Below are 13,485 nucleotides of genomic sequence, written 5' to 3' on the forward strand. Positions count from 1 at the left end.
GCCTGTTCCAATGACAGACGGTTTCGATTAGTATCAAATCATTGGATTGGGCAAAGAGCTATTTTTGCACAAGAATGAGGTTTATTAACTCATCTACTATGTTATTAGAGGCATAGATTGTATGATTTCCCGCAGTGCTCTGTGTACCACCAGCTTCGGTAATCAGTAGCTGACCAGCTGCGATATCGTACCAGTTAGGGTTTAGGTAAATAGCTGCGTCTAATCGACCAGCTGCAATATAAGCTAACGTAACAGCGGCTGTACCAATAATTCGAATTCTGTACACATCGTTTACAATGTTATCTAACAATTGCAATCGTTCCTTATTGCTTTCTTTGTTTCCATCCTTTGCGAAGTCTCCTACTGAAACAAAGGCTTCTGATAGAGCAACATCTCTAACTTGAATCGGTTGTCCGTTTAAAAAAGTACCCTCTCCTTTCGCCGCCCAAAACAATTCATCCAAACCAGGAAGTGATATGACAGCAACAACGGGATCTCCCTGATAAGTCAGCGCAATAGAAACCCCGTACAACGGAATTCCGACACTGTAATTCACCGTACCGTCAATTGGATCGATGACCCATTCAAAATCCTCAGTTCCTTCAATGTTCCCCGCTTCTTCACTGAAAATCCGATGGGTAGGATATTGTTCTTTAATACGGCGAATGATCAGGTTTTCCACCTGAATATCCATTTCTGTTACAAAATCTTTTGCGGATTTCACAGTTTGTTGACCCGCTTTTCCTGCTTGTGGAAGAATAAATTTTCCTGCGTCTTTACCAAGTTGAATAGCAAAATCTAAATATGATTGATACATGTCTTTTTCTCCTTTTTCAAAAAATCCTACTGACTCTTTATTTAGTTTTTTACATGTGTCGTTTCTCTCCTTTACTAATTCGACAAATCTCTGTATAGAATCCTGCAAAATGAAGTAGAAAATGAGAAATGGCCTAAGATCACTATTGATTACAGTAATTAAAATCCAATGAATGCTCCCCCACCTAAAATGCTAACGCATTTTTGAGGAAGGGGTTTCTGTCGTATCGATGTATTCACCCAAAATTTCTTCGTGAACCTAAACGATTAACGAGCAGTGGGGCTGTCACATCGGTGGACTACACACACCCAGACCCTCTATCCCATTGGTCTTGCCGTTGGAACTTCTTTTTTACATACTCATTGTTTGGGGGTTCCAAACATTCACGGTTTCCATATTGAAATCCGTTTCTTTTGTTAATCGCAACCAAGCTTTTTTCAAAATATTAGCTGCTCCATTTACATCCGCATTGATGAACCCATTACGACTTGAAAGATATAATCCTCTTTTTATACGCTTGCCTGAGAAGTGTTTCTTTCTATCGCTTTCACCATAAGTTGGGATATCGTCACCATCAAGAAAACTTGCTTTGGATGTGTAGGATTCCTCCGTCACCATCACCTTCATTCCGTGCTGTTTAGCTTTATATGTAATCATGCTGATCAACAAACTATGTGGAATATTCACAAACGATTGATTGATGCGTTTACCAATACTAATCTTTTGTTTCCACGCTTTGTTTTGTCCAATGATGATGGTATGGGTGTTTTCTTCTAACGCAATTTTTATCACTTCTGAACTTGCCTTATGAAAAATATCCTTTATTTTAAGGAATCTTTTTTGATGTAATCTTTCTAATCGTTCAGAAGTAAAAGAACCTTCATTCGCTTGTTTTCCCTGTCGTAAAATACCAAGTAGATGGGCTTTCTTTTTGTTGTAGTATTGATTGATGGATTTGACATGTTTGCCCTTGACTAATAGGGGTGCTCGTCCCGTATTTGTCACAATGGTTGCAAGATTATCAATTCCTAAATCAATACTCATAAATCTACCGTTATCTTCTAATTCCGTTTTTTCAAAAGAGATCTCCATCACTAACTCTACAACATATTGGTTGTACTTCGGAATCACACGAACTTGTTTTAATCGACCTTCAGCAAAGCCGAGTTTTCCGATATTTAGTTGTTTCTTTGTTTTGGGGAACTTTAAGAACGTCTTGTTTTTAATGACGCAATCTTGATTGGTGAAAGCCGTTTCTTTTTCTGTTGCACGACTATACTTAGGTATTTTTGGTTTCACATTGTATTTAGAAGGGTTTTGTTTGTAATCTTTTAAACTCGCATAAAAAGACTTCCAGTTTTGAAAAACACCCTTCATTACAGATTGACTGGATTGCGCCGGAAGAGAGCGATAATCTTTTTGTGAAACGACCTTAAATAAAGCATCCAAAAAATGATAGTTTACGTAGGGGTGCTCTTTTGATGGTTTGGAAAAAAGATTACATGTCACTTCTGTTTGTTTTTCTTTCGGTTTGTCTTTTTGTCTCATTACACTCTTTTGATAAGCTAAAAGTTGAACATCATTCATACTATCTATTTTTTTATCAATTGTATCCAAGACTTCTTTTTGTAAAGGCTGCAATTCTTTACCTTGTGTAAGTCCTGTGTAAACCTGGCGGATATAGAAATTAGTGGTGTTATGCAAATTTTTGGCGTTTTGAGTCATACCTTGAAAATACCCATACATACGATGTCCTTTTTTAATCCAAATTTGGTGCGTTCTATACTTCTTTTTTTCTTCGTTTTCCTTTGTCATATTTTCTCACCTCCTATATTTATCATACCAAACATATGTTCTAAAACACTAATAATACGATTTGTTTTGAAAAATAAAAACCGCCCATTCACCCCCTCCTTCATTTTTTAACAAAAATTTGAAGAAGGGGTACTCTTGGCAAAAATGATAGAAATAGAAGGGGATGAGTAGAGAAAAGTTACTTATTTCCAAGAAACTAGGGAATATCCTCTTCGTTCGCCAAACAAGCATCCATGTTAGAGTGAAGCTAAATGGACTGCTTGAAATTAAAATCTTTCTCCTGATTTAACAGGCTGTAATCCCCCAACTTCAATTATGGTGAGAGAATCAAGATAAAAATAGGTGGAGGAGCCCCCACTAATGGAAGTTTCATTGTATCGAACTGCTTTCCTATATAAGTACGCCCACTACAAGGTCCAATTTAAAGTGTCCATACGATAGTCTACCTTCTCAATGAAACAAACCAGTAGATAGTAGTTGAAAATATGTAGAATTAGACGTAACGTAAAAGAAAGAAGGACTAGGCAGGGGGAGTGTAGACGTGAACATTTTAGTTGTAGAAGATAATGAAGCAGTTTGTTCGATGTTAGAAATGTTTTTTGCGAAAGAAGGATTGCACGGTGAGTTCGTGATGAATGGGTTAGATGGGTACAATCGTTACAAAACGGGGGATTGGGATATAATTATCTTGGATTGGATGCTGCCAGGGATGGATGGGGTCAGTATTTGTCGTAAAATCAGGGAAGATGATCGTACAATCCCAATCATTATGCTGACTGCAAAAGATAGTGAATCTGATCAAGTCCTTGGGCTTGAGCTAGGGGCGGATGATTATGTGACTAAGCCTTTTAGTCCACTGGCATTGATGGCGCGAATTAAGGCAGTGATGCGAAGATCGCAGAAGGATAATCAGTCAGAGCTATCAGAGGATCAGATTATTGAAACAAGCCATTTTAAAATAAACCGTGATACACGGGAGGTATTTCTAGACGGTGAATTAATTCCGAACTTAACACCGAAGGAATTTGATTTACTTCTCTATTTTATACAATCACCACGCCAGGTTTTCACGCGTGAGCAATTGCTTGAACGGGTATGGGGCTATCAGTTTTACGGTGATGAGCGCACGGTTGATGTGCATATTAAACGCCTGCGGGGCAAGATTGGCTTAAACACTAAGCCGATGCTTCATACTGTCTGGGGAGTCGGTTATAAGTTTGATGAAACGGTGACGGTTAATGAGAATTAAGTATGTGTATCAATTGCTTGTAAGTCATATTAGCATTTTACTTGTGGCGTTTGTTATCTTAAGTTTACTGTTCGCTAATTATGTCGAAAATCTAGTCTATAAAAGTAAAACGGATGAACTGATTGAATATGGACAAACCATTTTAGCGAAATTTGAAGCCGATCCAAGAGGGCAGATTCAAACGTTAAATCAATATGCAAACGTGTTAGATGCACGACAAATTTACTTTAGTGTGTTTGATCAACACTTGAACTTGCTAACACCTAATATTGGCCCACTTGAAAGTTTTGAGCTGACTGCTAAAGAGTATTCACAGCTATCAAACGGTGAAACAGTCATTATACGCCATGAAGGCAAACGATTTGTACAAGAAATGTCGGTGGTATTGTTACCGTATATCCAACGCGCGAATTTACTCGGAGTCATTGTTCTGTATGCCCCGGTAAGCGGCACACGAGAAATGATCAGTGAAGTGAATAATTATCTATTCATTACTGTAGTCATCGCTTTAGCGGTATCTTTACTATTAAGCTGGTTTTTGTCTAAGCTTCATGTGAATCGAATTCAACGTATCCGTGAAGCAACTTCGATGATTTCTTCTGGGAACTATGATGTCCATGTTCCATCCTCCAGTTTTGATGAAATCGGTGATCTTGGCAATGATTTCAACGAGATGGCACAGAAGTTAAAAAACTCCAATGAAGAAATTGAAAGTCTTGAAAATCGTAGACGGCAATTCATGGCAGATGTATCTCATGAAATGCGAACGCCATTGACCACGATAAGCGGAATGATAGAAGGGTTGCGGGATGACTTAATTCCTGAAGAAGAAAAAATGAAAGGCATTAATCTGATGAATCAGGAAACGAAACGATTAATCCGGTTAGTGAATGAAAATCTAGATTATGAAAGAATCCGATCCAATCAAGTCGTGTTAGCGAAAGAAAAAATCCAGCTTCAAGAAGTGTTGGAAGTCATTCAAGATCATCTCTCCATTCAGGCTGAAGGTAAGAATAATAGGATTAAACTTGATGTTCCCAAAGATTTGCTCGTGTTTGCGGATTACGACAGATTGATGCAAATTTTAATTAATATCACAAAGAACAGTATTCAATTTACCGAAAATGGAACGATATGGCTCCGTGGCAAAGCGGGAAAAGATCGGGTTATCATTGAAATTGAAGACACAGGTTCTGGGATTAATCCAGCAGATATTGAGGCAATCTGGCATCGCTTTTATAAAGCTGATTTGTCTCGAACTAGCAATCCTTACGGAGAATTCGGTCTCGGCTTATCCATCGTTAAGAAGCTTGTCCAGCTTCATGATGGTGAAATTGAGGTGGAAAGTGAGGAAGGCAAGGGAACGATCTTTACGATTCAACTGCCAGCAAAATAAATCGTTGTAAAGGTGAATTGTTATTGATTTGGAACAAAGCAGCTAATAGGATCCAATATGTAGATAATACGAAGCACTATGGCCTATAATATGAAGTAGCTTTAGGTGAAGAGGTTGTAGAGACTCTCTCCATAGAGATAGTGTCAAATGAGTAAGAGGAGTGGGAAATTGTGTATAAAATTATTGCCATCGACATGGATGGGACCTTATTAAATGATCATCATGAAGTAACAGCAGACGTACGAGACGCGCTACATAGAGCAAAAGAGCAAGGTGTGAAAATTGTTCTATGTTCGGGCCGTCCCATCGGTGGTATGCGCCGATACTTGAAAGATCTTAAGTTAGATGAAGAGGAAGATTACGTGATTGCCTATAATGGCGCTCTCGTTCAAAATACTCATACCAATAAGATCGTATCTGAACTGTCACTTGGATATGACGATTTAAAGTTGTTTTATGAACTAAGTCTCGAGTTAGATACTCCTATGCAATTTTTTGATGCAGAGAATGTCTATACACCGAATTCAAATATTAGTGAATACACAGTTCTAGAATCGTTTATTAATCAAATCCCCTTACGTTATCGTAAAATTGAAGACATTTCAGCAAATATTGTACTTCCGAAAATCATGTTTATTGATGAACCTGAGCGATTAAACAAAGTGATTGCACAAATTCCAGCGTCAATAAAAGAAAAGTACATGATGGTTCAGAGTGCGCCTTATTTCTTAGAAATCTTACATCCAGAAGTTAGCAAAGGGAATGCTGTCAAGAAACTGGCGGAAAAACTAGGGATCGACCAGCAAGAGGTGATGAGTATAGGTGATAATGGTAATGACTTATCAATGATCGAGTACGCTGGCTGTGGCGTGGCCATGGAGAACGCGATTCCAGAAGTTAAGAAGTCGGCTGATTTTCAAACTCGCTCTAATAATGAAAATGGGGTTGCGTACGCCATTCACGAGCTTGTACTGACGCGTTAAGCTTTAGCTAGGGGATGGATTAGTAAGTGCTGGTTTTAAACTGAGGTTCTGCCGTATTTTAATAAAGATCGACAATTTAAGACAAATTTAGACTCCTTCCTTTAACTCGGAAGGAGTTTTTTGATATGATAAAAATAAGTAACTTCTAATGAGAAGAGGGATTTTAGATGATAGTTGAAATAGAAAATAATTGGTTGAAGGTAAGTATTTCACAAAATGGAGCAGAGGTGCGGGAAGTCAAGCATAAGAAAAATGGACTGAACTATATGTGGACAGGGGATAGCACCTACTGGGGACGCGTTTCTCCTGTCTTGTTTCCGATTGTCGGAAGTTTAAAAGAAAACCAGTATCAGCTAGATGGCAACACATATAAAATGTCACAGCACGGTTTCTTACGTGATAATGTATTCGAAGTGGACAAAAAGGAAATAGATTATGTTTCCTTTGTAATCGAGTCTGCTGGACAGTTCACACATGTATATCCATATGAATTTAAGGCATGTATCCATTATAAGCTTAAAGAAGATTCTCTATTTGTACGATGGGAAATCGTGAATGAAAATAAGGAAGAAATGTATTTTTCCATTGGTGCACATCCAGCGTTTAAGCTTCCTCTTTTAGAAAATGAGAAGATTGAGGACTACATATTGAAGCTTACACCTGCATCAAATAAGGAAGTCATTGAATATGAGCTCATGGATTCTTTAATCCATGAGAAAGGCCCAGCTCATGATTTTCAAGAGATTCCACTCACTCCTTCTTTATTTGCACAGGACGCTCTCGTATACAGCCATATTGATCATATGACATTGACATCTCAAAAATCGAGTCATGGTGTCGAACTAACATTCAAGGACTTTCCATTCGTTGGAATATGGTCGAAATATAACGAGACAGATCGTACAATGGCACCATTTGTCTGCATTGAACCATGGTACGGTATTGCCGACACTCATGATACATCAGGGAACTTGAAGGAGAAATTTGGAGTGAATCGGCTAGAAGCAGGGGAAACGTTCCGAGCTGAGTATGGCATGAAGTTTAATTAAGGGAACAAAGATTCTTTTTATTTACGAACCTTCTTTTTTATACTTACATCATAGAGAATTGAATTAGATAATATTTCATCCTTGTTTCATGCATTGTTAATAATTTCGTCATATTTGTTGGCTATGATGAATGTAACAAATAAATTGAAAGAAACAAGGAGGATGGTCCGTATGGAGGAACATCAAATTGAAACAAATACATCATTACAAAAAGAACCGCAGAAAAAAGGAAAAGCGGGCTGGGGGCAGACGATTGTTTCTGGATTAATCGGTTCCGTATTAACGGCAACGATATTTACAACGGCGGGAGATCAGCTTTTCCCACACACCCCAGCTGAAAATCCAACTTCTACTACGGTAGAAAAAGACATAACGAAAGATAATGGTGTGAACGTTCAAAATACCTCATACACAGGAACAACAAGCCTTGCAGATATGGTTGAATCGGCTTCGAAGGCCATTGTCGGAGTCGTCAATTATCAACAATCGGCCAACCGATTTGCACTAAATTCGCAGGAAGTAGAAAGTGGCACAGGTTCAGGAGTCATGTATAAAATTGATGGAAAGAACGCCTATATTGTCACGAATAATCATGTCATTGAAGGGGCTTCAAAGGTTGAGGTATCGTTATATAATGGCAAGACTACAACGGCAGAAATCGTCGGTTCCGATGCTTTAACCGATTTGGCTGTTTTGAAAATCGATGCTTCATTAGCTCCAGGTGAGATTAAATTTGGCGATTCAAATGCGATCCGCGCTGGTGAACAGGTGGTGGCAATTGGGAATCCACTTGGACTTGATTTTTCTAGAACGGTTACTGAAGGAATCATTAGTGCCGCTGAAAGAACTATTGACGTGGATACATCAAGCGGTACATGGGGATTAAACGTCATCCAAACTGATGCCGCAATCAATCCAGGTAATAGCGGGGGAGCCCTAATCAATTCTAAAGGCGAGGTAATCGGAATTAATAGCTTAAAAATATCCGTAAATGGTGTTGAAGGCCTCGGATTTGCTATTCCAAGTAATGATGTGATTCCAATTGTGGATGAAATGATTAAAACAGGAAAAGTGACACGTCCATATTTAGGAGTGGGTCTTGCTGATTTAGCAGAACTTCCGCCAGCATACGTACAAAACATTCCTCAAAATGTGAAGGCAGGAGTCATGGTCACAAATGTGGCAACTGGATCTGCTGCAGAAAAAGGCGGCTTACAGCAGGAGGATATCATTACTGCGATGAATGGGAAAGAAATAAAGAGCGCTATGGAACTTAGAAAATATCTCTATACAGAAGCAAAAGTGAATGAAAAAGTAAGTGTGGAAGTGTATCGTGGAAATAAGAAAGTGACATTACAGGTTACATTAGGACAATCACAATAACAATATTGAAATGAATGGTTCTAGCTGCAATTAGTAGCTGGGGCCATTTTTCTTTGCAGCTATAACTCCTTAATTTGAATAAATAATAGGTTGTTGCATTGAAACATATATCGGTCATTGCTGTCACTATATCAGCGGTCTTTACGATCTTATCAGCCATTTGCTCTACAAGAAATATTATTGTATCAATCATCTACTGAAGAAATTTAAATATAAGGTGTCAACTGTAGTGTAGTGATCAATTCAAGAACAAAACTGAATGATTGTATAAGAATAATGGTTCAAGTTTATAATAGTAGGAGGGTGCCACTAAGTGAAAAATGCGATTCACATATAAATGTCAATAAAATTGTTCCAAAAATATATAAAAAGTTTGACAATTCTGTGAACTAGATGAATAATATATATAAAGGAGGATGATTAAAATGGAATCTAGATTGAAATTGTTAAACGCTACGAAGTATGTAGGGGTAATCCTACTTACAATGGGAATTGCAATTTTTTTATACGGATCCTTTGTAAGCGATTACAGACCTGTGATGGGGATTGGGATTGGTACAGTAATGGGCGCTGTTTTTATCTTCTTAATGGGAATGTTTCTAGTAGCTTCTGAAGAGATGGTGACAAATTGTAAGCAGGGGAAAAAGATACTGCCTTGATAATGGATTGGTTAAATAATATTAACTGGTCATATAGATGTTAATATAGGCGTAGTTGACATGAGGATACAAATGGCTGCGCCTTTAAAAAAAAAGAGAGCGTAATACGCCCTCTTTTAAGTGGATCTTTTTGGATTACATATCCCAGACAAAGATTAACAATGTCCCGAAAATGGTAACTAAAGCAACCAATATACCAAAATAAACGTTTGAATAAATGGCGCCTTTATCTTCTGTTTCACCAGCATGCATGAATACAACGAGTTGCAGGCCTGCTTGTATGAATGCAGTCACAAGAAGTATAGTTATGCCTGCTGTAAATGACATATCTAAGAAGTAAACCAATAAAGCCACTGCTGTAAGGATTAACGAGAATGCAAAGCCCATTACTTGTTTTATTGGGAATAATTCTTTCATATTACATCATTCCTTTCAAGTAGATGAAGCTAAAGATAAAGATCCAAACTACATCTAGGAAATGCCAGTAAAGAGAGAAAATGAATGATTTATTGGCTGTTTCAGGAGTCAATCCACGTTTTTTCACTTGTAGGATAATAGATAATCCCCAGAAGAAACCAAATGTTACGTGCAGTCCATGTGTTCCTAATGTTGTTAATAACATGGATGTGAATCCACTAGTGCTCAGCCCAGCGCCTTCGTGTATATATGTTACGAATTCGAAAATTTCAAATCCTAAGAACCCTAAACCTAGAACAAGAGTTACCGAAAAGAAGGTCATCATGGCTTTTTGTTTGCCTAAGCGCATGGCGTGAATACCAAGACCGATGGTAAAACTACTTGCTAAAAGCAAGATGGTTTCCATTAATACTGGTGTTATTTCAAAGATTTCTGCACCGCTAGGACCATTGCCTGTACGGTGCTCATACACGAAGTATGACGTGAAGAGCGTTGCAAAAAGCATAATTTCGGCACCTAGAAAAATCCAAAAACCAAAGATTTTTAACCGGTTTTCTTCCGTGCTATATTCGAGTGGAAGCGAGTGATCTATTTTCATTATTTAGCACCTCGCAATTTTGTTTCTGTCTCTTCAATTTCTTCTACAGGGATGTAATGTCCATGATCTTTTTCGAACGAACGGTATACCAGACAGCCTAGGATACCGAGTAACGAAATAATGGCAAGAGGCCAGATACTGAAGATCATACTAAATCCAAAGACGAAGAAGATACAACTCATAATAAATGGTAAACCGCTGCTATTGGGCATATGAATTTTTTCGATTTTACCTTTAAATATTTCGTGGCCATTTTTCTTAGCATCCCAGAATGCTTCAGTTGATTTAACTTGCGGCATAACCGCGAAGTTGTATTCCGGTACTGGAGTATGAGTAGCCCACTCAAGAGTACGGGCATTCCATGGATCGTTACCAATATTCCGTGGTGAGTAACGAACGCTATAATAGATATTGTACACAAGTAACGCAAAACTAATGGCCATAATACCTGCTCCAATAAATGCAACCATATTCAATGGACCAAATCCAGTTGCTTCAGAGTACGTGTACATTCGGCGTGCTTGACCGTCTAAACCAGTAATATACATTGGGATGAATGCTAAAACGAATCCAATGGACATTAACCATACTGTCCATTTACCGATTCTCTCATTTAACATGAATCCGAACATTTTTGGCCAGTAGTACGTAAGACCACCAAGCATTGCATATACAACACCAGGGATAATCACGTTATGGAAATGAGCAACTAAGAACATTGTATTATGATATTGATAATCCGCAGCTGACATCGCAAGCATAACCCCTGTTACCCCACCAAGTGTGAACAGCGGAAGGAAATGCATCGCGTAAAGCATTGGAGTAGTAAATTCAATTTTCCCTTTCCAAAGGGTGAACAACCAGTTGAAGATTTTAACCCCAGTTGGAACAGCAATCGCCATCGTTGTAATGGAGAAAAAGCTGTTTGCAAGTGCCCCTTGCCCCATCGTAAAGAAATGGTGAGCCCACACAAAGAATGAAAAGGCAGAGATAACAACCATTGAAGCAACCATGGATTTATACCCATAAAGATTGCGACGTGCAAAGGTCGAGATAATCTCACTAAATAAACCGAATGCCGGCAAGATCAAGATATATACTTCAGGATGTCCCCAAACCCAGAATAGGTTGGCCCAAAGCATATCTGAACCACCGTCACCAATTGCAAAGAATTTTGTATCGAATAAACGATCCATTGTACCCATTGCAAGTAATACGGTTAATACAGGGAAAGCAAAAACAATGATTAAGTTAGAGATTAAAGCAGACCATGTGAACATCGGCATTTGCATTAATTTCATGCCAGGTGCTCTCATCTTAAAAATAGTCGTGATGAAGTTGATACCCGTCATTAAAGTACCGATACCAGCTATCTGAATTGCAATCATGTAATAATTCGAACCTACAGAAGTACTAAAATCATTCCCTGCAAGCGGAAAATAAGAAGTCCAACCTGCATCAGGTGAACCACCAATTACGAATGAGATGTTGAATAGCATCGCACCCATAAAGAATAGCCAGAAGCTTATGGCGTTTAGGCGTGGGAAGGCTACGTCACGGGCACCAATTTGTAATGGTACGACGAAATTAAAAAAGAACATAATAAATGGCATAGCCATAAAGAGAATCATAACGACCCCATGAGTTGAGAATACTTCGTTATAATGCTGAGATTCTAGTAATTTATTATCAGGAATGGCAAGTTGAGCACGTAACATAATAGCATCTACGCCACCCCGGAATAGCATAAGTAAAGCAGAAATTAGATACATAATACCGATCCGTTTATGGTCTACTGTTGTTAACCATTCACGCCATAGATAATCCCATTTTTTAAAATAGGTGATGCCTACGAGTACCGCAATAACAGTAAGACCGATGGCAACCATTGATGCGTATATCAAAAAGCTGGGATGCGGTACGGCAAAGCGATCAAAGAAATCCATACTTTTTTGACTCCTTCCAAGATTATATTGCTTGTCATATAAAACGAGTGATTAGTATATTTGTAACTTATTAATGATGACTGTGATCTGTTTCTTTCTCAGAATCACTTGATTCATGATGGTGTTCGCCTTCTTCTGAATCCTTATCAGAATCGGCTGAACCATGATTATGTTCTGGAGCTGGTGAGAATTCTAAATGCGTTCCAGTATATGTGGATCGTCCAAGATGTCCAGGTTGTAATAACTCATTAAATTTTTCTTCAGTAATAGGTTTAGCTGTATCGTGCACTTCTTTTACCCATTTATCAAAGTCAGTTTGGGACATTGCCTGAACATCAAACGTATTTTCAGCAAATCCTGCTCCACTGAAATTTGCATTTCGGCCCATTAATTCACCAGGTTCGTCTGCTGCTAAATGTAATGTTGTAACCATGTCAGCCATTGCGTATTTCTGTCCACCAAGTTGTGGAATCCAGAAGCTAGTAATTGGTCCGTATGAATAAAGTTTGAATTCAAGTGGGCGACCTGCTGGAATATTTACATAGTTAACGGTTTCGATACCTTCTTCAGGATAACTAAAATGCCATTTCCAGTTAGAGGATGAAGCGTAAATAACTACTGGTTCTTGACCTTCGTATCCCTTCGGTGTGGCCTCTACTTCATAGTTACTCTTAACAGACATAACAGAAAGGAAAATGACAATGATAATTGGAACACCAATACAAATTGCTTCAACAAGCATATTTCCTTCAATGTGTGGAGGTTCATAATCTGCACTCTGTTTAGAAGCGCGGTATTTAACTAACACGAATACTAAAATTGCAAAAACAGCAATAACAATACCAGACATGATCCAGATGGATAACATAATATCATCGGCTTGCACTTTGGCTTGCGGCCCTTTAGGGTCCAAGACCAATAGTGGTTCACAACCAGATAGCACAGCAGCAACCGTGAAAATCATGGCTAATAGAGCCCATTTTAACTTCATAGTAGTACCCCTTTCCCTTATATTTCTTAGTTATTTAGATAAAGTGTTAATCTTTTCACAAACTGACGTTTCTATCTTATTACCATCTATATAAAAATACAATCAAAAGATAAATATGTCACAAAAAGTTCATGAAGATGTTGAGAAATAGTGGCAGTTGAGGAGATAAATTGGATTAATTG

General features: G+C 38.2%; 12 protein-coding genes. 6 read left to right on the forward strand and 6 right to left on the reverse strand.

Features of this window, described 5'->3' with window-relative positions:
• Positions 1 to 58: 58 nt before the first annotated feature.
• On the reverse strand, positions 59 to 817 hold the full coding sequence (locus JNUCC23_RS03140; protein ID WP_454214258.1) for an inositol monophosphatase family protein: 759 nt from the start codon (positions 815 to 817) through the stop codon (positions 59 to 61).
• A 351-nt stretch (positions 818 to 1,168) separates the two neighbouring features.
• The gene (locus JNUCC23_RS03145; protein ID WP_454214260.1) at positions 1,169 to 2,632 is read right to left on the reverse strand and encodes an RNA-guided endonuclease InsQ/TnpB family protein; all 1,464 of its coding nucleotides are present in this window, start codon (positions 2,630 to 2,632) and stop codon (positions 1,169 to 1,171) included.
• Positions 2,633 to 3,173: 541 nt separating this feature from the next.
• Between JNUCC23_RS03145 and JNUCC23_RS03150 the strand changes: the two genes are divergently transcribed.
• The 6 genes from JNUCC23_RS03150 (at position 3,174) to JNUCC23_RS03175 (ending at position 9,351) form a co-directional block, all read left to right on the forward strand.
• Positions 3,174 to 3,881 (forward strand): winged helix-turn-helix domain-containing protein, encoded by a 708-nt coding sequence (locus tag JNUCC23_RS03150; protein WP_403074796.1) that lies wholly within the window; start codon positions 3,174 to 3,176, stop codon positions 3,879 to 3,881.
• Positions 3,871 to 5,277, forward strand: a complete 1,407-nt coding sequence (locus JNUCC23_RS03155; protein WP_403074793.1) for an ATP-binding protein — start codon at positions 3,871 to 3,873, stop codon at positions 5,275 to 5,277. The genes JNUCC23_RS03150 and JNUCC23_RS03155 overlap by 11 nt, the downstream gene beginning before the upstream one ends.
• A 170-nt stretch (positions 5,278 to 5,447) precedes the next feature.
• Positions 5,448 to 6,260 (forward strand): sugar-phosphatase, encoded by an 813-nt coding sequence (gene yidA, locus JNUCC23_RS03160; protein ID WP_403074790.1) that lies wholly within the window; start codon positions 5,448 to 5,450, stop codon positions 6,258 to 6,260.
• Positions 6,261 to 6,427: 167 nt separating this feature from the next.
• Positions 6,428 to 7,309 (forward strand): aldose 1-epimerase family protein, encoded by an 882-nt coding sequence (locus tag JNUCC23_RS03165; RefSeq protein ID WP_454214262.1) that lies wholly within the window; start codon positions 6,428 to 6,430, stop codon positions 7,307 to 7,309.
• Positions 7,310 to 7,480: 171 nt separating this feature from the next.
• A complete protein-coding gene (locus tag JNUCC23_RS03170) occupies positions 7,481 to 8,692 on the forward strand; it encodes a S1C family serine protease (protein ID WP_403074785.1) in 1,212 nt (403 codons plus the stop codon).
• Positions 8,693 to 9,117: 425 nt separating this feature from the next.
• Positions 9,118 to 9,351: a hypothetical protein gene (locus tag JNUCC23_RS03175; RefSeq protein ID WP_403074779.1), complete on the forward strand. Its 234-nt coding sequence runs from the start codon at positions 9,118 to 9,120 to the stop codon at positions 9,349 to 9,351.
• A 135-nt stretch (positions 9,352 to 9,486) separates the two neighbouring features.
• Here the strand turns inward: JNUCC23_RS03175 and qoxD are convergent, their stop codons facing one another.
• The 4 genes from qoxD to qoxA all read right to left on the reverse strand — a co-directional run bounded on the left by qoxD (position 9,487) and on the right by qoxA (position 13,303).
• Complete coding sequence (gene qoxD / locus JNUCC23_RS03180; RefSeq protein ID WP_062184565.1) at positions 9,487 to 9,768, reverse strand: cytochrome aa3 quinol oxidase subunit IV; 282 nt, start codon at positions 9,766 to 9,768, stop codon at positions 9,487 to 9,489.
• A gap of 1 nt (position 9,769) precedes the next feature.
• Positions 9,770 to 10,366 (reverse strand): cytochrome aa3 quinol oxidase subunit III, encoded by a 597-nt coding sequence (gene qoxC / locus JNUCC23_RS03185; RefSeq protein ID WP_062184562.1) that lies wholly within the window; start codon positions 10,364 to 10,366, stop codon positions 9,770 to 9,772.
• Positions 10,366 to 12,312: a cytochrome aa3 quinol oxidase subunit I gene (gene qoxB / locus JNUCC23_RS03190; RefSeq protein WP_049679796.1), complete on the reverse strand. Its 1,947-nt coding sequence runs from the start codon at positions 12,310 to 12,312 to the stop codon at positions 10,366 to 10,368. The genes qoxC and qoxB overlap by 1 nt, the downstream gene beginning before the upstream one ends.
• A 70-nt stretch (positions 12,313 to 12,382) precedes the next feature.
• The gene (qoxA, locus tag JNUCC23_RS03195; protein ID WP_062184559.1) at positions 12,383 to 13,303 is read right to left on the reverse strand and encodes a cytochrome aa3 quinol oxidase subunit II; all 921 of its coding nucleotides are present in this window, start codon (positions 13,301 to 13,303) and stop codon (positions 12,383 to 12,385) included.
• Between the last annotated feature and the right edge of the window lie 182 nt (positions 13,304 to 13,485).

It is taken from the genome of Peribacillus sp. JNUCC 23, assembly GCF_053653995.1.

What these genes read in the sequence shown, in the direction of transcription:
- qoxA (WP_062184559.1), bottom strand. Translation starts at nt 13,303, where the DNA reads ATGAAGTTAAAATGGGCTCTATTAGCCATGATTTTCACGGTTGCTGCT.
- JNUCC23_RS03155 (WP_403074793.1), top strand. Translation starts at nt 3,871, where the DNA reads ATGAGAATTAAGTATGTGTATCAATTGCTTGTAAGTCATATTAGCATT.
- JNUCC23_RS03175 (WP_403074779.1), top strand. Translation starts at nt 9,118, where the DNA reads ATGGAATCTAGATTGAAATTGTTAAACGCTACGAAGTATGTAGGGGTA.
- qoxB (WP_049679796.1), bottom strand. Translation starts at nt 12,312, where the DNA reads ATGGATTTCTTTGATCGCTTTGCCGTACCGCATCCCAGCTTTTTGATA.
- qoxC (WP_062184562.1), bottom strand. Translation starts at nt 10,366, where the DNA reads ATGAAAATAGATCACTCGCTTCCACTCGAATATAGCACGGAAGAAAAC.
- JNUCC23_RS03140 (WP_454214258.1), bottom strand. Translation starts at nt 817, where the DNA reads ATGTATCAATCATATTTAGATTTTGCTATTCAACTTGGTAAAGACGCA.
- JNUCC23_RS03145 (WP_454214260.1), bottom strand. Translation starts at nt 2,632, where the DNA reads ATGACAAAGGAAAACGAAGAAAAAAAGAAGTATAGAACGCACCAAATT.
- JNUCC23_RS03170 (WP_403074785.1), top strand. Translation starts at nt 7,481, where the DNA reads ATGGAGGAACATCAAATTGAAACAAATACATCATTACAAAAAGAACCG.
- qoxD (WP_062184565.1), bottom strand. Translation starts at nt 9,768, where the DNA reads ATGAAAGAATTATTCCCAATAAAACAAGTAATGGGCTTTGCATTCTCG.
- JNUCC23_RS03165 (WP_454214262.1), top strand. Translation starts at nt 6,428, where the DNA reads ATGATAGTTGAAATAGAAAATAATTGGTTGAAGGTAAGTATTTCACAA.